Annotated in this window: 19 protein-coding genes; 7 read left to right on the top strand and 12 right to left on the bottom strand. The window is 63.7% G+C overall.

What is annotated here, in order from left to right; all coding sequences use genetic code 11:
• Positions 1 to 17: 17 nt before the first annotated feature.
• The 6 genes from AWB81_RS11090 to AWB81_RS11065 all read right to left on the bottom strand — a co-directional run bounded on the left by AWB81_RS11090 (position 18) and on the right by AWB81_RS11065 (position 6,251).
• Complete coding sequence (locus tag AWB81_RS11090) at positions 18 to 794, bottom strand: ABC transporter ATP-binding protein (RefSeq protein WP_062635154.1); 777 nt, start codon at positions 792 to 794, stop codon at positions 18 to 20.
• A 15-nt stretch (positions 795 to 809) separates the two neighbouring features.
• Positions 810 to 1,979 carry an ABC transporter permease subunit gene (locus AWB81_RS11085; RefSeq protein WP_062635148.1) on the bottom strand — a complete coding sequence of 390 codons (1,170 nt, stop codon included), beginning with the start codon at positions 1,977 to 1,979 and terminating at the stop codon, positions 810 to 812.
• A gap of 15 nt (positions 1,980 to 1,994) precedes the next feature.
• Complete coding sequence (locus tag AWB81_RS11080) at positions 1,995 to 2,945, bottom strand: branched-chain amino acid ABC transporter permease (RefSeq protein WP_062635146.1); 951 nt, start codon at positions 2,943 to 2,945, stop codon at positions 1,995 to 1,997.
• Between the two features lie 225 nt (positions 2,946 to 3,170).
• A complete protein-coding gene (locus AWB81_RS11075) occupies positions 3,171 to 4,406 on the bottom strand; it encodes a branched-chain amino acid ABC transporter substrate-binding protein (protein WP_062635144.1) in 1,236 nt (411 codons plus the stop codon).
• 430 nt (positions 4,407 to 4,836) lie between these two features.
• Positions 4,837 to 5,793 carry a 4-hydroxy-3-methylbut-2-enyl diphosphate reductase gene (ispH, locus tag AWB81_RS11070; RefSeq protein ID WP_062635142.1) on the bottom strand — a complete coding sequence of 319 codons (957 nt, stop codon included), beginning with the start codon at positions 5,791 to 5,793 and terminating at the stop codon, positions 4,837 to 4,839.
• Positions 5,794 to 5,795: 2 nt separating this feature from the next.
• The gene (locus AWB81_RS11065) at positions 5,796 to 6,251 is read right to left on the bottom strand and encodes an FKBP-type peptidyl-prolyl cis-trans isomerase (protein WP_062635140.1); all 456 of its coding nucleotides are present in this window, start codon (positions 6,249 to 6,251) and stop codon (positions 5,796 to 5,798) included.
• 189 nt (positions 6,252 to 6,440) lie between these two features.
• On the opposite strand from AWB81_RS11065, the gene radC reads away from it, so the two are divergent.
• The 4 genes from radC (at position 6,441) to nadB (ending at position 9,614) form a co-directional block, all read left to right on the top strand.
• On the top strand, positions 6,441 to 7,187 hold the full coding sequence (gene radC / locus AWB81_RS11060) for a RadC family protein (RefSeq protein WP_062635137.1): 747 nt from the start codon (positions 6,441 to 6,443) through the stop codon (positions 7,185 to 7,187).
• Positions 7,188 to 7,412: 225 nt separating this feature from the next.
• Positions 7,413 to 7,646 (top strand): 50S ribosomal protein L28, encoded by a 234-nt coding sequence (rpmB, locus tag AWB81_RS11055; RefSeq protein ID WP_035926472.1) that lies wholly within the window; start codon positions 7,413 to 7,415, stop codon positions 7,644 to 7,646.
• Positions 7,647 to 7,657: 11 nt separating this feature from the next.
• Positions 7,658 to 7,825 (top strand): 50S ribosomal protein L33, encoded by a 168-nt coding sequence (gene rpmG, locus AWB81_RS11050; RefSeq protein ID WP_006050116.1) that lies wholly within the window; start codon positions 7,658 to 7,660, stop codon positions 7,823 to 7,825.
• A 190-nt stretch (positions 7,826 to 8,015) separates the two neighbouring features.
• Complete coding sequence (gene nadB / locus AWB81_RS11045; protein WP_062635135.1) at positions 8,016 to 9,614, top strand: L-aspartate oxidase; 1,599 nt, start codon at positions 8,016 to 8,018, stop codon at positions 9,612 to 9,614.
• 15 nt (positions 9,615 to 9,629) lie between these two features.
• Here the strand turns inward: nadB and nadC are convergent, their stop codons facing one another.
• The 6 genes from nadC to purN form a co-directional block, all read right to left on the bottom strand.
• Complete coding sequence (gene nadC / locus AWB81_RS11040; RefSeq protein ID WP_062635133.1) at positions 9,630 to 10,520, bottom strand: carboxylating nicotinate-nucleotide diphosphorylase; 891 nt, start codon at positions 10,518 to 10,520, stop codon at positions 9,630 to 9,632.
• Entirely contained in the window at positions 10,520 to 11,650 is a 1,131-nt protein-coding gene (gene nadA / locus AWB81_RS11035; protein ID WP_062635131.1) for a quinolinate synthase NadA, read from the bottom strand. The genes nadC and nadA overlap by 1 nt, the downstream gene beginning before the upstream one ends.
• Before the next feature lie 192 nt (positions 11,651 to 11,842).
• Complete coding sequence (locus tag AWB81_RS11030) at positions 11,843 to 13,039, bottom strand: DesA family fatty acid desaturase (RefSeq protein WP_062635129.1); 1,197 nt, start codon at positions 13,037 to 13,039, stop codon at positions 11,843 to 11,845.
• Between the two features lie 229 nt (positions 13,040 to 13,268).
• Positions 13,269 to 14,627: a mechanosensitive ion channel family protein gene (locus AWB81_RS11025; RefSeq protein WP_062635127.1), complete on the bottom strand. Its 1,359-nt coding sequence runs from the start codon at positions 14,625 to 14,627 to the stop codon at positions 13,269 to 13,271.
• A gap of 17 nt (positions 14,628 to 14,644) precedes the next feature.
• Positions 14,645 to 15,973, bottom strand: a complete 1,329-nt coding sequence (locus tag AWB81_RS11020) for an RsmB/NOP family class I SAM-dependent RNA methyltransferase (protein WP_062635125.1) — start codon at positions 15,971 to 15,973, stop codon at positions 14,645 to 14,647.
• Complete coding sequence (purN, locus tag AWB81_RS11015; protein WP_062635123.1) at positions 15,970 to 16,620, bottom strand: phosphoribosylglycinamide formyltransferase; 651 nt, start codon at positions 16,618 to 16,620, stop codon at positions 15,970 to 15,972. Before purN ends, AWB81_RS11020 begins: the two co-directional genes overlap by 4 nt.
• 171 nt (positions 16,621 to 16,791) lie before the next feature.
• Here purN and AWB81_RS11010 point away from each other — a divergent pair, with 171 nt between their 5' ends.
• The 3 genes from AWB81_RS11010 (at position 16,792) to lspA (ending at position 21,298) form a co-directional block, all read left to right on the top strand.
• Positions 16,792 to 17,829 carry a bifunctional riboflavin kinase/FAD synthetase gene (locus AWB81_RS11010; RefSeq protein ID WP_062635257.1) on the top strand — a complete coding sequence of 346 codons (1,038 nt, stop codon included), beginning with the start codon at positions 16,792 to 16,794 and terminating at the stop codon, positions 17,827 to 17,829.
• Between the two features lie 119 nt (positions 17,830 to 17,948).
• A complete protein-coding gene (ileS, locus tag AWB81_RS11005; RefSeq protein ID WP_062635121.1) occupies positions 17,949 to 20,798 on the top strand; it encodes an isoleucine--tRNA ligase in 2,850 nt (949 codons plus the stop codon).
• Complete coding sequence (gene lspA / locus AWB81_RS11000) at positions 20,798 to 21,298, top strand: signal peptidase II (RefSeq protein WP_062635119.1); 501 nt, start codon at positions 20,798 to 20,800, stop codon at positions 21,296 to 21,298. Before ileS ends, lspA begins: the two co-directional genes overlap by 1 nt.
• Positions 21,299 to 21,689: the final 391 nt, after the last annotated feature.

Genomic DNA, 21,689 nt, shown 5'->3' with positions numbered 1-21,689 from the left:
CGCGTTAGTTGTGGACATCAGTGGACCCCCGCACCCAGATATGCCTCGATCACCTTCGGGTCCTTCTGCACGTCCTGCGGCAGACCCTCGGCGATCACCTTGCCGTAATCGAGCACCGTCATGCGGTTGCACAATCCCATCACCAGCTTCACGTCGTGTTCGATCAAGAGGATCGTCTTGCCGTCCGAGCGGATCTTGTCGAGCAGGCGCGTGAGTTCCACTTTCTCCGTCGCGTTCATGCCGGCGGCGGGTTCGTCGAGCGCGAGCAGCTTCGGATCGGTCGCCAGCGCGCGCGCGATTTCCAGACGCCGCTGGTGTCCATACGACAGATTGCGCGACGTGTAGTCGGCGTATTGCAGCACGCCCACGTATTCGAGCAGTTCCAGCGCGCGCTCCTTGATCTCGCGCTCTTCGCGACGCTCGGACGGCGTCTGGAACACCGCGCCGATCAGCCCGTGCTTCGTGCGCACGTGGCGCCCGACCATCACGTTCTCCAGCGCGGTCATGCCGCCGAAGAGACGAATGTTCTGGAACGTGCGCGCAATGCCCGCCTTCGCCACCTGATAGACGGCGGTCGGCGTATAGGCTTCGCCATCGAGCTTGAAGACGCCCGAATCCGGCGTGTAGAGGCCCGTGATCACGTTGAAGAACGTCGTCTTGCCGGCGCCGTTCGGGCCGATCAGGCCGTAGATCTCGCCTTCCTTGATTTCGAGGCGCACATCGGAGAGCGCCTGCAAGCCGCCGAAGCGCTTGTTCACGCCCGTCACGGACAATCGATTCTGTTTATCGCTCATTTGAATTCCCCCGCCTTAGGCGCGCGCCGGCTTCTTGCCGTTGCGCTTTGCGATCTTCGCGATCTTGTCTTCGTGTTTCGCGGCGGGCCACAGGCCTTCCGAGCGATACAGCATGATCAGCACCATCGCCAGGCCGTACAGCAACTGGCGGATGACTTCGGTATCGACGATCTGATGGCCGAAGATGGCGTTCTGCAGCGGACCCATCGTCGAGCGCAGGAATTCGGGGAACACGGCGAGCAGCACCGCGCCGAGAATCACGCCCGGAATATGGCCCATGCCGCCGAGCACCACGCACGCCAGCACGACGATCGATTCCCAGAACGTGAACGATTCCGGCGACACGAAGCCCTGGAACGCGGAGAACATCGCGCCCGACAAGCCGCCGAACGACGCGCCCATCGCGAACGCGAGCAGCTTCACGTTGCGGGTGTTGATGCCCATCGCCTTCGCGGCGATTTCGTCTTCGCGGATCGCGGCCCAGGCGCGGCCGATGCGCGAGTGCTGCAGGCGCGTACACACCCAGATCACGAACAGCGCGCACAGCACGAAGAGGTAGTAGTACATGTACACGGACGGAAACTTGAGTCCGAACAACGTGTGCGTCTGCGACAGGTTGAAGCCGGCGACCGTCACCGGATCGATGCCGGTAATACCCTTCGGACCGTTCGTGATGTTGATCGGACGATCGAGGTTGTTCATGAAGATCCGGACGATTTCCCCGAAGCCCAGGGTCACGATCGCGAGGTAGTCGCCGCGCAGACGCAGCGTCGGTGCGCCGAGCAGCACGCCGAAGGTTGCCGCGAGCCCCATCGCGCACGGCACGATCAGGAGGAACGGCACGTGCAGCCCGCCGGGCGCGATTTGTGCGATCCATTCGAACTGGCTCGTCAACTGCGGCGAGGACAGCAAGGCCGCCACGTACGCGCCAACCGCGTAGAACGCGATGTAGCCCAAATCCAGCAGGCCGGCGAAGCCGACCACCACGTTAAGACCCAGCGCGAGCATCACGTAGAGCATCGCGAAGTCGAGCACGCGCACCCAGTAGTTGCCGCCGGCCGCGCCGATCACCATCGGCGCGAGGATCACGAACGCGGCGACCAGAATGGTGATCGCGTAGCTTTTCGCGCCTTTTTTCTCGGGGATGAGCGTCGTCGACGGCTCAATCGGTTGAATCGATGTCATTTTTATACGCTCCCTTTATGCGCGGTCTGCAACGCGTTCGCCCAACAGGCCGGACGGACGGAACACAAGCACGATGATCAGCACGATGAAGGCGAACACGTCCTGGTAGTTACTGCCGAAGACGCCGCCCGTCAGGTTGCCGATGTAACCCGCGCCCAACTGTTCGATCAGGCCGAGCAGCACGCCGCCGACCATCGCGCCGCCGAGGTTGCCGATCCCGCCCAGCACCGCCGCCGTGAATGCCTTCAGGCCCGGAATGAAGCCCATGTAGAAGTGCGCGTTGCCGTATTCGGAGGCGATCATCACGCCCGCGAGCGCGGCCAGCGCCGAGCCGATCATGAAGGTCGCGGAAATCACGAAGTTCGGGTTCACGCCCATCAGCGAGGCGACGCCGGGGTTCTCGGCGATCGCGCGCATCGCGCGGCCGAGCTTGGTCTTGTGCACGAGGAGCAGGAGGCCGCCCATCACGAGGAAAGCCACCACGATGATCACGATTTCAGTCATCGAGATGACGGCGCCCGGACGCGTTTCGGTCGCGGTGATCACGTTGATCGGATCGGTCGGGAGAAGCTGCGGGAACGGCAGCGGGTTGCGGCCCCAGATCATCATCGCGAGGGTCTGGAGAAGAATCGACACGCCGATCGCGGTGATGAGCGGTGCGAGACGCGGAGCCTTGCGCAGCGGGCGGTAGGCGACCCGTTCGATCGTATAGCCGACCAGCGCGCAGACAACTGCCGCAACGATGAGCGCGATCACCAGCATGATCGGTCCGGGCAAGCCGGGAAAGTGATTCGTCATCACGCCGATCGCGGAAAGCGCCACCATCGCGCCGACCATCAGCACGTCGCCGTGAGCGAAGTTGATGATGCCCAGAATGCCGTACACCATCGTATAGCCCAGTGCGATGATGGCGTAGACGCTGCCTAGCACCAGACCGTTCAAGATCTGCTGGATGAAAATATCCATTAAAAGCTCCTTAGCCCGTGCGACTGGATACCGCTTTATCACCGGCCGATAAACCGGTGTGAAGCGAAATCGAGAACGGCACCGCGCGTACGTGTAAAAAAACCGGTAAGGGTCAATCGCCTCGACCCGCGCCCGCTGCCGGATGTGGCGGCGGACACCTGTCGGACGGATACGGAAACGGCGCCACCGGGTAGCCGGCGCCGTCAGTTTGCAAACGCCGCGCCATCACTGCTTCACGACATCGAGGACGTTCTTCTTCTTGTCCTTGAAGTCGTAAAGCGTGATCGTGCCTGCCTTCAAATCGCCCTTGTCGTCGAATGCGATGTGTCCCGTCAGACCGTTGTAGTCGGTCGACGCGATCGCAGCGAGCACCTTGGGCGCCTCGATGGAATTGGCGCGTTTCATTGCGTCGACGATCACGTACATCGCGTCATACGTGAACGGCGCGTAAATCTGCACCGGCGTGTGAAAGCGGGCCTCGAACTTCTGGGAGAAATCCGCTCCCTTGTCCATTTTCGAAAGCGCGAGTCCCGCTTCCGAACAGACCAGGTTCTGTACAGCGTCGCCCGCAAGCTCCGCAATCTTGTCAGTGCACACCCCGTCACCGGCAAGGATTCTGGCCTTGATGCCGGCCGCCGCCGCTTCCTTGATGAAAGGGCCGCCGGTCACGTCCATTCCGCCGTACATCACGACGTCGGGCTGGGATCGTTTGATTTTTGTGAGGATCGCCTTGTAGTCGCGAACCTTTTCGCTGGTCGCCTCGCGGGACAGCACCTTCAGGCCGCCCGCCTGGGCAGTCTTCGAAAATTCGTCCGCGAGACCGCGGCCGTAGGCCGACGTATCGTCGACGATCACCACTTTCTTCGCGTGCAGCGTCTTCATCGCGTAATCGGCGAGCACCGGGCCTTGCAGCGCGTCGGTGGCGACCACGCGGAACGTCGTCTTGAACCCCTGCTTCGTGTAGTCAGGATTGGTCGTCGACGGCGAGATCTGCGCCACGTTCGCGTCGCGATAGATCTTCGACGCCGGGATCGACACGCCCGAATTCATATGCCCGATGACGGCGACGACGTGGTCGTCGACGAGTTTCTGTGCTGCTTCCGTGCCTGTGCGCGGATCGGCGGCGTCGTCCTGGGCGTCGAGTTCGAGCTTGATCGGATGGCCGTCGATCGTGAGGCCCTGCGCGCTGATTTCTTCCAGCGCGAGCCGGGCGCCGTTCTCGTTGTCTTTACCGAGATGCGCCTGCAAACCAGTCAGGGGCGCGACGTGGCCGATCTTGACGACCGTCACCGCCTCGCTCGCCGGCGTCGATGCCGATGCCGATGCCGCCGCCACCGGTGCGGCCACCGAACTGGCGGCCGATGCTCCGGTGCCCGCCTCGCCATCGCTCTTCTTGCCGCATGCGGTTGCCATTGCAACCGCAGCCGCGAAGGTCACGGCGTAAGCAAACTTGACTCGCATTAAGTAGGTCTCCTGCGCCTCTAAAAGCCGATATTTCAAGCCCTTCCGGGCTGGAACGCGCGCATTGTAACTCTAATTATGGGACGGGCAATATTGTTCTGTGACAGGGGTTTTCCTGCATTGCAACCGCTCTTTTTGACCGATTTTCGCGCCGAGGCGCAACCAGGTTGCGATCCGTGTTTGTGCAGCAGTTGCACCAAAAATGTAAGTGTCCGGCAGGCGGCGGATTGTAAGGTTCGGCGATGCTGCACGGCGTAAGGGAATGCCCTTACTTCGAGCAAAGGCTCGGTTTCCGTGGAATGCACCGGGAAAGTGCGACAGGTTCAGCCGCGCTATCGAGTCTTTCGCGCGATCTAGATTTATTTATCTTTATTTGGATATATTCACTGCAAAAAAACGCCCCGAAGGGCGCTTCTATTTTGGCTTCGCGTTACTGCGGCAGTGCCAGGCCGCGGGGCAGCGGGAAGGAAATGGTTTCCTCGATGCCCTCCAGCGGCCGCACGCTGCGCACGCCGAGTTCGCGCAACCGCGCGATCACCGCCTGCGCGAGCACTTCCGGCGCGGATGCGCCCGCCGTCACACCGATCCGCTTCTTGCCCTCGACCCATTTCGGATCGATCTGCGTCGGCGAATCCACCATATAGGCCGGGATGCCGCGCTTTTCGGCCACTTCGCGCAGGCGGCTCGAGTTCGAGCTGTTCGGGCTGCCGACCACGATCACCACGTCGCACTGCGGCGCGAGAAACTTCACCGCGTCCTGGCGATTCTGCGTCGCGTAGCAAATGTCCTGCTTCTTCGGTTCCTTCACCGCCGGATAACGCTTCTTGAGCGCATCGATGATGGCCGAAGCGTCGTCGACGGAGAGCGTCGTCTGCGTCACGTAGGCGATGCGCTCCGGATTGGGCAGCGCGAGCGCCATGACGTCGTCAATATCCTCGACGAGATGCATGCCCTCGCCCGACTGCCCCATCGTGCCTTCCACTTCCGGATGGCCCTTGTGGCCGATCATCACGATGTCGAAGCCTTCCTGGCGCATCTTCGCGACTTCCATGTGGACCTTGGTCACGAGCGGGCAGGTGGCATCGAATACGCGCAGGTCGCGCGTTTCGGCTTCCGAACGCACCGCCTTCGACACGCCGTGCGCACTGAAGATCAGCGTGCTGCCGGGCGGCACGTCCGCAAGGTCCTCGATGAAGATCGCGCCCTTCTTGCGCAGATCCTCGACGACATAGGCGTTGTGCACGATTTCGTGACGCACGTAGATGGGCGCGCCGAACAGCTTGATCGCGCGCTCGACGATTTCGATTGCGCGATCGACGCCCGCGCAAAACCCGCGCGGCTGCGCGAGGAGGATTTCGATATCGGTCAGGGTGTCAGCGAGGCTCATGGCTACAGAATTCCGATGATTTTCACTTCAAACGCCAGCGCCTGGCCGGCAAGCGGGTGGTTGAAATCGAACAGCGCCGACGTTTCGCCCACTTCCTTCAGCACGCCCGCATAGCGGCCGCCGCCCGGCGCATTGAATTCGACGAGATCGCCCGGAGAAAAATCCTCGCCGATCATGCTGTTTTCGCGCAGCGTCGCAAGCGACACGCGCTGGATCAGCTCGGGATTTCGGGGACCGAACGCCTGCTCCGGCGTTAGCTGAAAGGTCGAATGGTGGCCGACCTTCAGCCCGAGCAGAATTTCTTCGAGCGGCGGTGCAAGCTGGCCCGCGCCGAGCAGGAGCGTCGCGGGCTTGTCGGTGAAGGTATTGACGATGTCGGCACCATCGGCCAGCGCCAGCCGGTAGTGAAGCGTGACGTGCGAACCGGGTTTCACCTCGGAGATATCGATGATGCTCATGTGTATTGGATGTAACCGAACAGTCAGAGACGGCGCGCGCGCAACATGCGCCGCGATTGCCGGGCGCCGCGGCGCGCCAAACCGCCATTGTAAGCCACACTCGACAACCGACGTGCCGCCCGGTTTCATCGCGCGTGACCGGCCGTACTATATGGAAGCGCAGCCGCGGCTCTCCGTGCGGAGGACAACATGAACGCTGCGCTGAGACTGGTGCGTGGTGCCGGCGACATCGCGGAGCCGGCGAAACCTGCGCCGGGCGTGTCCCCCATCCGCGACTGGGCCGCGGGCGAACGGCCTCGCGAGCGGCTGCTCGACGTCGGCGCCGGGTCGCTCTCGGATGCCGAGTTGTTCGCGCTCCTCCTTCATTCCGGCATCCCGGGCCGGACAGCGGTCGATCTCGCGCGCGAACTGCTCGCGCACTTCGGAACCTTGCGCAGCGTCCTCGATGCCTCCGCGACGCAACTGTGCGCGCTGCGCGGCATCGGGCCCGCGCGGGCGGCGCAGTTGCTAGCGGTCTCGGAATTGTGCCGGCGGGCGCTCGCGGAGCGTGCCCGCGAACGCGCGCTACTCGATTCACCGGGCGCAGTCGAAGACTATCTGAAGATGCTCATCGGCACGCGTCCGTATGAAGTCTTCGTGTGCCTCTATCTCGACGCGCGCCATCAGTTGCTGCTGGCGGAAGAATCGGCGCGCGGCTCGATCACGCGCGTGGCGGTGTATCCGCGCGAAATCGTGCGGCGCGCGCTGACGCTGAACGCGGCGGGACTGATCGTCGCGCACAATCACCCGTCGGGCGGCGTCGCGCCGAGCGCAAACGACCGCCGGCTCACGCGCACGCTGCAGGACGCGCTGACGCTCATCGACGTCAGACTGCTCGATCATCTGGTCGTCGCCTCGAATGAGATATTCTCTTTCGCGCGACAGGGCTGGATTTGAGGCAAATGTGTGCGGGCCGGGCGCCCATCTCAATCGGAACGAAACCAAAAAGGCTTGATATTGCTGAGTTTTTGCTGCTAGAATCTCGGTTTGCTTCTTTCAACCAACCTGTTCCGAGCGCGGAATGTTAGTGGGGTTGCTCTCTGGTAATGCCGTCAAGGCATGCGCACCGGGAGTTACACCAGGCGTTCGAACTCAGAATTTCAGCGTATTAGGAGTGCTCTCATGGCACGCGTATGCCAAGTAACTGGGAAAGCGCCGATGAGCGGCAACAACGTTTCCCACGCGAACAACCGTACCAAGCGTCGTTTTCTGCCGAACCTGCAGAACCGTCGTTTCTTCGTTGAAAGCGAAAACCGTTGGGTCCGTCTGCGCGTGTCGAACGCCGGCCTGCGCCTGATCGACAAGAACGGTATCGACGCTGTGCTCGCAGACCTGCGCGCACGCGGTGAAGTCTAAGGAGCACTGAAATGGCCAAGGGCGCACGCGACAAGATCAAGCTCGAATCGACCGCAGGTACGGGTCACTTCTATACCACGACGAAGAACAAGCGCAACATGCCGGAAAAGATGTTGATCAAGAAGTTCGATCCCGTCGTCCGCAAGCACGTCGACTATAAAGAGACCAAGATCAAGTAAATCTGGTTTCAACGAGCCCGACGAAGACAGCAAAAAGCCCCGCGAATGCGGGGCTTTTTGCATTTCCGCGGGATATTGAGCGTTCGGCCGACTGTCCGTCCCGGAATTTGCCCGGTATCCTTGCTGGTTCACGTTCTCCGCGCAATGCGAGACGAGCGACTACAAGGCATAACGACGGAGAAGCGGCAGCATGAATTTCGACGTAGCAATCGTAGGCAGCGGCCTGGCGGGACTCAGCGTCGCATTGAATCTCGCGCAGACACGGCGCGTCGCTATCATCGCCAAGCGCACCGTCAGCGACGGCGCGAGCGACTGGGCGCAAGGCGGCATCGCCGCCGTGCTCGACTCCGCCGACAGCACGGACAACCACGTCGAAGATACGCTCGTCGCCGGCGGCGGCCTGTGCGACGAGGCCGCGACGCGCTTCATCGTCGAGAACGGGCGCGCGGCCATCGAATGGCTGATCGCGGAAGGGGTGCCGTTCACGAAGGACGTTTCCGCGGAACTCGGCTTTCACCTGACACGCGAAGGCGGCCACAGCCACCGGCGCATCATCCACGCCGCCGACGCGACCGGCCACGCAGTCGTCTCTACGCTCAACGAGCGCGTGCGCAATCATCCGAACATCACCGTTCTCGAAGATCACTACGCGATCGACCTGATCACGTCCGATCGCCTTGGCCTGCCGGGGCATCGCTGTCATGGTCTGTACGCGCTCGATCTCGCGAGCGGCCGCACGGTGACGATCGAGGCGCCGCATACGGTCCTCGCGACCGGCGGCGCGGGCAAGGTCTACCTGTACACGACGAACCCGGACACCGCGACCGGCGATGGCATCGCGATGGCGTGGCGCGCGGGCTGCCGCGTGTCGAACATGGAGTTCATCCAGTTCCACCCCACGTGTCTTTTCCACCCGTATGCGAAATCCTTCCTGATTTCGGAAGCGGTGCGCGGCGAAGGCGGCATCCTGCGCCTGCCCGACGGCACGCGCTTCATGCCCGCGCACGACGAGCGGGCGGAACTCGCGCCGCGCGACATCGTCGCGCGAGCGATCGACTTCGAGATCAAGAAGCGCGGTATCGACTGCGTGTATCTCGACATCAGCCACCAGCCGCGAGCGTTCCTCGAAGAGCATTTCCCGACGATCCTCGCGCGCTGCCGCGAATTCGGCATCGACATTGCGAAGCAGCCGATCCCCGTCGTGCCAGCGGCGCATTACACGTGCGGCGGTGTGGTGACCGATCTCGCGGGGCGTACGGATCGCGCGGGCCTCTACGCGGTCGGCGAGACGTCGTATACGGGGCTGCACGGCGCGAACCGGCTTGCGAGCAATTCGCTGCTCGAATGCCTCGTGGTGGGCCGGGCGGCGGCTCAGGCGATCGAAGCGGCAGGCTTCTCGGCGGGCTGTCACGCGCCGCTGCCCGACTGGGACGAAAGCCGCGTCTCCGATCCGGACGAGGAAGTGGTCGTCGCGCACAACTGGGACGAGCTGCGGCGCCTGATGTGGAATTACGTGGGCATCGTGCGGACCGACAAGCGGCTCGCCCGCGCACAGCACAGGCTTGCGCTCCTGCGCGAGGAGATCCATGAGTACTACGCGAATTTCAAGGTGAGCCGCGATTTGCTGGAACTGCGCAATCTCGTCGACGTGGCGTCGCTGATCGTGGAAAGCGCGTGTTCGCGGCGCGAAAGTCGTGGGCTGCACTTCAGCCGCGACTGGCCGGACACGCTGCCGAAGGCGCTGCCGACCGTTCTTACGCCGCCGGTGGCCCGGCGGCGTCAGGTCTGAGCGTCGCGGTCGAAGTCAGATAAGCCGCATCGAGTAATCGGTTGCGCGCACGTCTTTCGTGAGCGCGCCGATCGAGATCCGGTCGACGCCGGTCTCGGCAATCTGGCGAACCGTCTCGAAATTGACGCCGCCGGACACTTCGAGCACCGCCCGGCCGGCGGTTATGCGCACGGCGTCGCGCATGGCGTCGAAGCTGAAGTTGTCGAGCAGGATCGACTCTGCGCGATGCGCGAGCGCCGACTCCAGTTGTTCGAGCGTCTCCACTTCGATCTGGATGGGCACGCCCGCGTCCAGGGCGAGCGCCGCGTCCATCGCGGCACCGACGCCGCCCGCCGCGGCGACGTGGTTTTCCTTGATCAGGATTCCGTCGTAGAGCGCGAGCCGCTGATTCGCTCCGCCGCCGACGCGCACCGCATACTTCTGCGCGAGCCGCAAACCCGGCAGCGTCTTGCGCGTATCGAGGATGCGCGCACGCGAGCCCTCGATCGCATCGACGAAACGGCGCGTCGCGCTCGCCACGCCCGAGAGCAGTTGAAGGAAATTGAGGCCGTTGCGCTCGGCGGTCAAGAGCGCGCGTGCGGGGCCGTGCAGCAGCACGACCGGCGTGTTCGCGGCCATGCGGTCGCCCTCGCGATACTGCCACTCGACGTCGATCGACGGATCGACGCGCCGCATTACTTCGTTGAACCACGGCACACCGCATAGCACCGCTTCCTCGCGCACTGTGATGCGTGCCGTGCGGCGCGTATCGGCGGGAACGAGGCGGCCGGTCTGGTCGCCGCTGCCGATATCCTCGGCGAGCGCATCGGTGACATTGCGAGCCAGCGCCGCTTCAAACGCCTCGCCGTACTGCGCCCGAATCTCCGCGTAGAGCGGCGACACGAAATCGTTCGAATCCGTCGCCATCAAGCCGCTCCTACATTCGAGAAGAGCGCGCCATCCTTCGCGAGATCGCCGCTCGCCTGCACGCGCTTCTTGTGGCGCGCCGCGAAGTCGAGCATCCGGTCGATCGGCAGACGCGCGCGCGCGCCGATCTCAGGATCGACGAAGATCTCGTTGTGGCCGCGCTCCAGCACTTCGGCCAGATTCGCGAGTCCGTTCATCGCCATCCACGGGCAATGCGCGCAACTCTTGCAGGTCGCGCTGTTGCCGGCGGTCGGCGCCTCGATGAAGGTCTTGCCCGGCGCCGCGAGCCGCATCTTGTGCAGAATCCCCAGGTCCGTCGCGACGATGAAACGCTTCGCATCAAGACGCACGGCGGCGTCGATCAGTTGCGTCGTCGAGCCGACCACGTCGGCGAGCGCCACGACCGCTTCCGGCGACTCCGGATGAACCAGGATTTTGGCGTCGGGATATTGGGCGCGCAGCAGGTCGAGTTCGATGCCCTTGAACTCGTCGTGGACGAGACACGAACCCTGCCACAGCAGCATGTCGGCGCCCGTCTTCTTCTGGATGTAGCCGCCGAGATGGCGATCCGGCGCCCACAGGATTTTCTCGCCGCGCGCGTGCAGGTCGGCGACGATCTCGAGTCCGATCGACGACGTCACCATCCAGTCCGCCCGCGCCTTCACGGCCGCGCTGGTATTCGCATACACGACGACCGTCCGGTCCGGATGCGCGTCGCAAAACGCGGAGAATTCGTCCGCGGGACAGCCCAGGTCGAGCGAGCAGGTCGCGTCGAGATCCGGCATCAGCACGCGCTTTTCCGGGCTCAGGATCTTCGCGGTCTCGCCCATGAAACGCACGCCGGCGACAACCAGCGTATCAGCCGCGTGATCGCGCCCGAAGCGCGCCATCTCCAGCGAATCCGCGACACAGCCGCCGGTTTCGTCGGCAAGTTCCTGCAATTCCGCATCGACATAATAGTGCGCGACCAGCACGGCCTTCTCGCGCTTGAGCAACGCCCGGATCTGCTCTTTCAGTTCCCGCTTGCGCTCGACCGATGGCGCGTCCGGTACCTTCGCCCACGCTTCGCCCACTCCGCACGTCAAGCCGTGCGGTCGATCGTATTCGACGCTCCTGATGCTCGCTTCCATGCTGTCCTCTGTCTCCTGTCGACCTGAGTTGACGCATAAGCGCCCTACTCTGGTCCATGCAACGGTTGCTGCCTCGCTTCTCGCGAATTTCGGCCGTCCAAAAACAAAGACCCCGCCAGAGCGGGGTCTTGTGACGTCATCAAATTTTAACGGATAACGCGTGCCTGAGCGTGCAACTGCTGCAGCGATCGATCAGGCGTAGCGACGCAGGCGAACCGCGAAGTCCTGCAGCGCCTTGATGCCGCTTTGTTCAGCGCGATGGCACCAGTCCTGCAATTGCACGAGCAGCTGTTCGCGCGATGCATTCGACCGGTCCCACATCGCCGACAGATCCTTGCGCAGTTCGATGAAAGTGCGCAGCTTCTGGTTGTCCGAGAAAATTTCCGGCAACTGCTGGCGCTGCGGCTCGTTCAGGCCGTCTTCTTCCTTGTGGAACCACTTGCGCGCGCCGTGCATCAGTTGGTACTTCTCGCGCGCGCCGGCTTCCTTCAGCTTCGCGAGTTCCTGGCGATACGCGTGCTTCAGCGTCTTGCCGTAACGCGCCATCACTTCGTAGCGATTCGCGAGCACGGCCTGCAGCGTGTCATTGTCGAGCACGGGCTTGGTGGCGGACAGACGTGGCGTCGGCGCGAGCTTCTTCACCTTCGCGAGCTTGAACGCCGACATGATGCGGATATACATCCAGCCGATATCGAACTCGTACCACTTGTTCGACAGCTTCGCCGACGTTGCGTACGTGTGGTGGTTGTTGTGCAGCTCTTCACCGCCGATGATGATGCCGAGCGGGAAGATGTTGGTGCTGGCGTCGGCGGAATTGAAGTTGCGATAACCCCACCAGTGCGCGAGACCGTTCACGACACCCGCGGCCCAGAACGGGATCCAGATCATCTGCACGGCCCACACGCTCAGGCCCACGATGCCGAACAGCGCGACGTCGATGACCATCATGACGCTGATGCCGAGGATCGGGTAACGCGTGTAGATGTTGCGCTCGATCCAGTCGTTCGGCGTGCCGTGGCTGAACTTGCGCAGCGTCTCTTCGTTCTTCGCTTCCGTGCGATAGAGTTCGGCGCCTTCGAGCAGCACTTTCCAGATGCCGCGCGTCTGCGGGCTGTGCGGATCTTCTTCGGTTTCGCACTTCGCGTGGTGCTTGCGGTGAATCGCGGCCCACTGGCCGGTCAGCATGCCGGTGGTCATCCACAGCCAGAAACGGAAGAAGTGGCTCGCGATCGGATGCAGCTCCAGCGCGCGGTGCGCCTGGCAGCGGTGCAGATAGACCGTAACGCCGATGATCGTGATGTGGGTCATCACGAGGGTGTAGAGCAGGATCTGCCACCAGGAAAAGTCGAGCAATCCGTTGGCGAGAAAATCAAGCGAGGAATTCAGCAAGGCAATTTACCTGTTGAGGCGGAAAAAATGGCCGGTCGAAAAACGTCTTCGACGTGTGTTGGGCGCGTGAAAGGAATATGCAGGAGTTCGATCGCATTCTACTTCAAGCGTTCCAAGTCGTTGTGCCAAAGGAGAAATTTTTTGATTGATGGCAAAACGAGGAAGATTCGAACTCCTCCCGAACTAGCCGTTTTCCGTGAGATCGGAGAGATTTTGATGGTCAGACCGGCTATTGCCGATCGTTTGTATCGGTGACAGATGAGGATCGAGTCACAATTTCCGAATCCGGCGGCATTGCGCTCACGCCATCGATGATCCCGATCTCGCGCTGCGCGTACGGAATTTCAATGCCGTGCTCGGAAAAAAGGCGCCAGATGTTGCGATTCACCTGCGATCTCACGCCGCCCGTCCCTTTCGCCGCGTCCTCGATCCAGAAGCTCAGTTCCAGGTTGATGCCGTCCGCGCCGAAGCTCGCGAGGAGCGCGACGGGCGCCGGGTCCTGCAGCACGCGCTCGACGCCCTGCGTGGCGTCGGCGAGCAGCTTCATCGCGAACTCGACGTCGCAGCGGTAGCTGACCTGCACGGCCAGCTTCGCGTTGCCGCGCGTCAGAAATGACGAATGGTTCTGCACGACGTCGGTGATCAGCTTTTCGTTCGGAATCAGCGTTTCGATGCCGTCGAGGCCGCGCACGATCGTGTAACGCGTGCGGATCTGCGTGACGGTGCCCTGGAAGTTCGCGACGTTGATCATGTCACCGAGCCGCAGCGACCGGTCGAGCAGGATGATGAAGCCGGACACGTAATTGCTGGCGATCTTCTGCAGGCCGAAGCCGAGCCCCACGCCGAGCGCACCGCCGAACACGCCGAGCACGGTGACGTCGATGCCGACGATCGACAGGCTGATCAGGATCGCCGCCAGAATCATCAGCGCCCGGCCGATCCGCGCGAGCACGACCTTGACGTTGGCGTCGAGCGAGCGCGCGCGCATCAGGCGGTCTTCGAGCGCGGCGCCCGCCCACATCGCGACGATCAGCGTCACGCAGACCCACAGCACGCCCGACGCGAGCGAAAGCAGCGTCATGTGCGCGTTCGCGAGGTTGAAGCGCACGCTCGCCATCCAGCGCACGACGTCTTCCTGGATGCCCATCACGGTCAGCAGCATCGCGACCCAGACGAGCGCGGTGACGACTTTCTCGAACAGAAAGAGCAGCGCGCTCGCCTCGCCACCCCGGCTGAAGACGCGCCGCGCGACGTAGAACATCGTGTAGATGACGGTGATGCCGAGCAGCGGCACGAGCGCGAGCCGCAGAAGCGCCGTGTGCATGAACTGCGACATCACGACCTGCGCGATCGAGACGAGCACCGTCCCGAGCAGCGGAAAGAGCGCCTTGTTGAGGCTTTCGGCGCCAAAGCGCAGCGCCTCGAAGCGCGACTGGCGCCGCTCTTCGAGCTGCCGCCGCAGGATGCGCGCGAGCCACCAGGCCACGGCGAGCGAGCCGAACAGCACGATCACCTGCCAGATCGCCGCGGCCTCGCCAAAATCGCGGACGATCCCGCCGAGCATGTGAGGAAAATAGGCGTTCTGCATCCTCGCGGGCACGTCGCTTACTCCGAAGGCGCGTCTTCCGGCGCTTCCGCCGCTTCCGGTGTTTCCGCCGCTTGCGCCTTGGCCGGCGCGGGCACGCGTTCGAGCACGGCGGCGAAGAAACCGTCGGTGCCGTGCTTGTGCGGCCAGAGCGACAGATAGTCGCCGGTATCGAGGTCGATGCGCTGCTCCGCGAGCACGTCGCGCGCCGGAATCAGCTTGAACTGCGGATTCGCCGCGAGGAATTGCGTGACGACGCCTTCGTTTTCCGCCTCGAGCATGCTGCAGGTCGCGTAGACCAGCCGCCCGCCGACCTTCACGAGCCGCGCCGCGCTCGACAGTATCGAGAGCTGCTTGGGCGTGAGTTCGGCGACCGAGTCCGGCGATTGCCGCCATTTCAGGTCGGGATTGCGGCGCAGCGTGCCGAGGCCGGAGCACGGCGCATCGACGAGCACGCGGTCGATCTTGCCGGCCAGGCGCTTGATCTTGGCGTCGTGCTCGCTGTCGATCAGGACCGGATTCACATTCGACAGCCCGCTCCTCGCCAGACGCGGCTTGAGCTTCGCGAGACGCCGGTCGGAGACGTCGAACGCGTAGAGGCGGCCGGTCGAGCGCATCATCGCGCCGAGTGCGAGCGTCTTGCCGCCTGCGCCCGCGCAAAAGTCGACGATCATCTCGCCGCGCTTGGGCGCCACGAGCGAACAGAGCAACTGGCTCCCCTCGTCCTGCACCTCGATCCAGCCTTCCTGGAACGCGGGCAGGCGCGTGAGCGCGGGCTTCCCGTCGACGCGCACGCCGAACGGCGCGAACGGCATTTCGCCCGCGTCGATGCCGGCTTCGGTCAGCGCCTTGACGACCGCGTCGCGGGTCGCCTTGATCGGGTTCGCGCGCAAGTCGAGCGGCGCCGGGTAATTCAGCGCGGCGGCAAGCTGCGCGAGTTCCTCGGCATCGAAACGCTTCGCGAGCGCATCGTGGATCCACTGCGGCAGGTTCGTGCGCACGCGCACCGGCAGGCTCGCCGGATCGATCTTCGAGACTTGCGTGAGCCACTGGTGCTCGTCGGCGGAGATGAACGGCTTGAGCGCCGAAAGTCCGGCCGTCTGCATGAGGCCGAGCAGCGCGAGACGCCGCGCCTGATTGCCGCTGCCGCTCTCGGCGAGGTGCGAAAACTCCATTTTCCGGCGCAGCACCGCGAACACCGCTTCCGCGATCACGCCGCGCTCGTTGTGTCCGAGCTTCGGATGCGCGCGGAAAAAGCGGCTGGTGGCGGCATCGGCCGGGCCGGAAAACCGCAGTACGTCTGCGATCAGTGTTTCGGTTTGTCCAATCAGAAATCCGTGCAGCCTCATACGCCCTCCCCGGCAATGTCGGCAAAGAGCCACTGCGGCTCCGGTGGCGTGAGCACGACGCGCTCGCCGTCGATGGCGAGACGCCCTTCGACGAACCAGCGCACCGCACGCGGGTAAATGACGTGTTCGGCGGCGAGCACGCGCTTGGCCAGTGCGGCCGCGTCGTCGCCGGCCATCACCGGCACGGCGGCTTGCGCCACGACCGGCCCGTGATCGAGCGTCGGCGTCACGAAATGGACGCTCGCGCCGTGCACGCGCACGCCGGCGTCGAGCGCCTGCTGGTGCGTCCGCAAGCCCGGAAAGCACGGCAAAAGCGACGGATGGATGTTCAGCATGCGCCCGGCGTAGTGGTTGACGAAACCGTCCGTCAGGACGCGCATGAAGCCTGCAAGGACGACCAGATCGGGCGCAAACTGGTCGATGGCGGCGGCGAGCGCGCGATCGAAAGCCGCGCGGTCAGCATACTGGCGATGATCGACGACCGCGGTCTCGATGTCGTTGGCGGCGGCGAAACCGAGGCCGGCGGCGTCCGGCCGGTTCGATACGACGGCGCGAACCTCGGCCGGCCAGCCTTCGCGCGCAGCGGCGCGCACGACGGCTTCCATGTTGGTTCCTCGCCCGGAAATCAGAATGACGATTTTTTTCATCCGCGGATTTTATCATTCGGCGCTGCGAAAACCGTGCCAAAACGGGGCGCCGGCGCCGTGCATCCGTGTGAGCGTTTATAATCGAACGCTTTGCTGCATTCGCCCGAGCCTCGGTCCCGGCGCGGCGGCGAAGATCAGCCCAAAGAGCCCAACCACCGACCATCCGCCATCGTGAGAGTCTTTCGCGGCCTACCCAATGCCGAGAGCCGGGCGCCCTGCGCACTTACCATCGGCAACTTCGACGGTGTCCACCGCGGCCACCAGGCGCTGCTCGCGCGCGTGCGGGCCGCCGCCGACGCGCGGGGCCTGCCGGTCTGCGTGATGACCTTCGAGCCGCATCCCCGCGAGTTCTTCAACCCGGCGGGCGCGCCGCCGCGCATCGCGATGCTGCGCGACAAGCTGGAAGCGCTGCGCACGAACGGCGTCGACCGCGTGGTGGTCGAGCATTTCAACCGCACGTTTGCCGGGCAGTCGCCGGACACGTTTGTCGAGAACATCATCGTGAACGGCCTGCACGCGCGCTGGGTCATGATCGGCGACGACTTCCGCTACGGCGCCAAGCGCGCCGGCGACTTCGCGTCGCTCAAGGCGGCGGGCGAGCAGCACGGCTTCGAAGTCGAGCAGATGGCGACCGTCGCGCATCCGAACGGCGCGCGGATCTCGTCGTCGTCGGTGCGGGCGTCGCTCGTCGCGGGCGATCTCGACGCCGCGCATGTCGCGCTCGGCCGTCCATACGTGATCAGCGGGCACGTCGTGCATGGCGCGAAGCTCGGCCGCGATCTCGGCTTTCCAACGCTGAACCTGCCGATCGCCCACAAACGGCCGGCGGCGGCGGGCATCTTCATCGTGCGCGTGCATGGGCTTGCGCCCGAGCCGCTGCCGGCGGTCGCGAGCCTCGGCCTGCGTCCGACCGTCGACGATTCGGGCCGCGTGCTGCTCGAAGTCCACCTGCTCGACTGGCACGGCGACGCCTACGGCAAGCTCGTGCGCGTCGAATTCCTGAAGAAACTGCGCGACGAGGAGAAGTACATCGACCTCGAAACGCTGACGGCCGCGATCGCGCGCGACGTCGCCAATGCGCGCGAATATTTCGCGACGAGCGGCGGCCGGCCCGGCGATCCGGACGGCCAACTGAGCGCGCCCACGGGTTCCGGCACGACGGGCAGCGCAAGCGGCTTCGCCACATCGGCGACCGACCGAATTAGGTGAGCGCGCGGCGCGAGGTTTTGGCGCGCCGCCCGCTGCCTCGCCTAGCCGATCCACGGCGCGCCCAACCAGATCATTGAAGCGACCCGGCGCCGCCCCACAGCATTCACACTGAGTCATCCATGAGCGACAAGAAAGCCTCTTCGAAGTCCGACGCCAAGCCGCAGTCGAAATACCCGGTCAACCTTCTCGACACCCCGTTCCCGATGCGCGGCGACCTGCCCAAGCGCGAACCGGCATGGGTGAAGGAATGGCAGGAGAACAAGATCTACGAGAAGATCCGCGCGGCGAGCAAGGGCCGCGACAAGTTCATCCTGCACGACGGCCCGCCGTATGCGAACGGTGACATCCACCTCGGCCACGCGGTCAACAAGATCCTGAAGGACATGATCGTCAAGGCGCGCAATCTCGCGGGCTTCGACGCGGTCTACGTGCCGGGCTGGGACTGCCACGGCATGCCGATCGAGATCCAGATCGAAAAGCAGTTCGGCAAGTCGCTGCCGGCCGCCGAAGTCATGCAGAAGGCGCGCGCCTACGCGAGCGAGCAGATCGAGAAGCAGAAGGCGGGCTTCCGGCGTCTCGGCGTGCTCGGCGACTGGGACAACCCGTACAAGACAATGAACTTCGCGAACGAGGCCGGTGAGATCCGCGCGCTCGCGAAGATTCTCGAAAAGGGCTATGTGTTCCGCGGCCTGAAGCCGGTCAACTGGTGCTTCGACTGCGGCTCGGCGCTCGCGGAAGCGGAAGTCGAGTACAAGGACAAGACCGATCCGACCATCGACGTGATGTTCGCCTTCGCCGAACCGGAAAAGACCGCGCAGGCGTTCGGGCTCGCGTCGCTGCCGAAGGCGGAAGGCGGCATCGTGATCTGGACGACGACGCCCTGGACCATCCCCGCGAACCAGGCGCTGAACGTGCATCCGGAGATTGTGTACAGCCTCGTCGATACGTCGAAGGGCTTGCTGATCCTCGCCGAAGAGCGCGTCGAGGAGTGCCTGAAGAACTACGACCTGTCCGGAACGACGCTCGCGACCGCGAAGGGCGAGAAGCTCGCGAACCTGCGCTTCCATCATCCGCTCGCGTCCGCGCATCCGGGCTACAAGCGCACGGCGCCCGTCTATCTCGGCGACTACGTGACGACCGAAAGCGGCACCGGCATCGTGCACTCGTCGCCGGCGTATGGCGTGGAAGACTTCGTGTCGTGCAAGGCGCACGGCATGGCCGACTCCGACATCATCAACCCGGTGATGGGCGACGGCCGCTACATCGAATCGCTGCCGCTCTTCGGCGGGCTCTCGATCTGGAAGGCGAATCCGCAGATCGTCGAGGCGCTCGCGGGCGCGAAGTCGCTGCTCAAGTCGGAAAAGTACACGCACAGCTACATGCACTGCTGGCGCCACAAGACGCCGATCATCTATCGCGCGACGTCGCAATGGTTCGCTGGCATGGACGTGAAGCCGCACGACAGCGCGAAGACGCTGCGCGAAACGGCGCTCGAAGGCATCGAGGCGACGGCGTTCTATCCGTCGTGGGGCAAGCAGCGTCTCTACAGCATGATCGCGAACCGGCCGGACTGGACGCTCTCGCGCCAGCGCCAGTGGGGCGTGCCGATGGCGTTCTTCGTGCACAAGGAAACGGGCGAACTGCATCCGCGCACGCTGGAGCTGTTGGAGGAAGTGGCGAAGCGTGTGGAAACGAGCGGCATCGAGGCGTGGCAGACGCTCGATCCGCGTGAGCTGATCGGCGACGACGCCAACATGTACGAGAAGAACCGCGACACGCTCGACGTCTGGTTCGACTCCGGCACGACGCACTGGCACGTGCTGCGCGGCTCGCACAAGGACTCGTTGCAATTCCCCGCCGATCTGTATCTGGAAGGCTCGGACCAGCATCGCGGATGGTTCCATTCGTCCTTGCTGACGGCATCGATGCTCGATGGCCGCCCGCCCTACAACGCGCTCCTGACGCACGGCTTCACCGTCGACGGCGAAGGCCGCAAGATGTCGAAGTCGCTCGGCAACGGTGTCGATCCGCATGAGGTGTCGAACCGGCTTGGCGCGGAAATCATCCGCCTGTGGATCGCCTCGACCGATTATTCCGGCGAACTCGCGATCTCCGAGGAAATCCTGAAGCGCGTGACGGAGACGTATCGGCGGATCCGCAATACGCTGCGCTTTCTGCTCGCGAACCTGTCGGATTTCGATGTCGAGAAGGACGCGCTGCCGGTCGAAGAGTGGCTTGAAATCGACCGCTATGCGATCGCGCTCGCGCAAAACCTGCAAGACGATGCGCTCGCGCACTACGAGAAGTACGAGTTCCATCCGGTCGTCTCCAAGCTCGCGACGTTCTGCTCGGAAGACCTGGGCGGCTTCTATCTCGACGTGCTGAAGGATCGTCTCTACACGACGAAGCCCGATTCGCGCGAGCGCCGTGCCGCGCAGACCGCGCTCTTTCACATCGCGCACGGGCTGCTGCGCCTGATCGCGCCGTATCTGTCGTTCACGGCGGAAGAGGCGTACAAGGTGCTGAAGCCCGGCCAGGACACGATCTTTACCGAGGTGTACCACGCGTATCCGCAAGTGCCGAACGCGGGCGAGCTGCTCGACAAGTGGACGCTTGTGCGCTCGGCTCGCGGCGACGTGACGAAGGCGCTCGAAGAGTCGCGCACGGCGAACGAGATCGGTTCGTCGCTGCAGGCGGAAGTCGAAGTACGTGCGAGCGGTGCGCGCTACGACGCGCTCGCGGGCCTCGGCGCTGACCTGAAGTTCGTGCTGATCACGTCGGCTGCGTCGCTCGTGAAGGTGGCGAGCGAAGCGGAGGAAGGCGTCGAGGTGATTGCATCGAAGTATCTGAAGTGCGAGCGCTGCTGGCACTACTGCGCCGACGTCGGCGCGAACGCCGAGCACGCGGGCTTGTGCGGGCGCTGCATCTCGAACCTCTTCGGCTCCGGCGAATCGCGGAGCGCAGCATAATGGCAAGAACGATGTCGAAACAAAGCAGTGGTTCTCTTGCGCCGTGGCTCGGCGTCGCGGCGATCGTGATTCTCTTCGACCAGTTGACGAAGATCGCGGTCGCACGTGTGTTTGCCTATGGCGAGCCGCATTCGCTCACGCCCTTCTTCAATTTGCTGCTCGTCTATAACCGCGGCGCCGCGTTCAGCTTTCTTGCGGCGGCGGGTGGCTGGCAGCGCTGGGCGTTCACGGGACTCGGCATCGTGGCGACAATCGTGATCTGCTATCTGCTCAAGAAGCATGCGGCGCAACGTTTGTTCTGCACCGCGCTCGCGCTCATCATGGGCGGGGCGATCGGTAACGTGATCGATCGCCTTGCTTATGGGCATGTGATCGATTTTCTCGATTTTCACGTGAACACGTGGCATTGGCCGGCGTTCAATCTCGCGGATAGTGCGATTACCGTCGGGGCGGTGTTGCTCGTCTTCGATGAACTGCGGCGGGTCAGGACGGCGAAGTAGGGTCGCCGGGTGTGGTTTGGTTTTGATCTGCTTCTTCGATGGAACTTGTTTCGCGTCGGTCTGTTAGCACTGCCCCTGTGCGGGGCGGCAGTCACTTTCTTTGCTGCTGCAAAGAAAGTAACCAAAGAAAGCAGCTTTTTCAGGCAACAGTCTTAGAGCGGCAATGCCCTTGAAGTACTGAGTGGACATACCGCCTAAGTGTCGCCCTCAAAGGACTATAGGGGCTTGGTGCGCGGCACGCACTGTGTCATCGCACAGTGAACGGATTGGCACAGCAGTCATTCATCCGTTTTCGCTTCGCTGGACGAAAGGTACATTCGTCGTGCGGTTTAGGTTCGCGGTCGATGCAATCCGCTGGTTTTCGGTTGTGCCCCTCGTCCGAGCGAAGCGC

Origin of the sequence: Caballeronia arationis (genome assembly GCF_001544975.2) — a bacterium.
Classification (GTDB): Bacteria; Pseudomonadota; Gammaproteobacteria; order Burkholderiales; family Burkholderiaceae; genus Caballeronia; species Caballeronia arationis.
The sequence above is the reverse complement of the archived record's forward strand: the minus strand, read 5'-3'. Positions and strand labels throughout refer to the sequence as shown.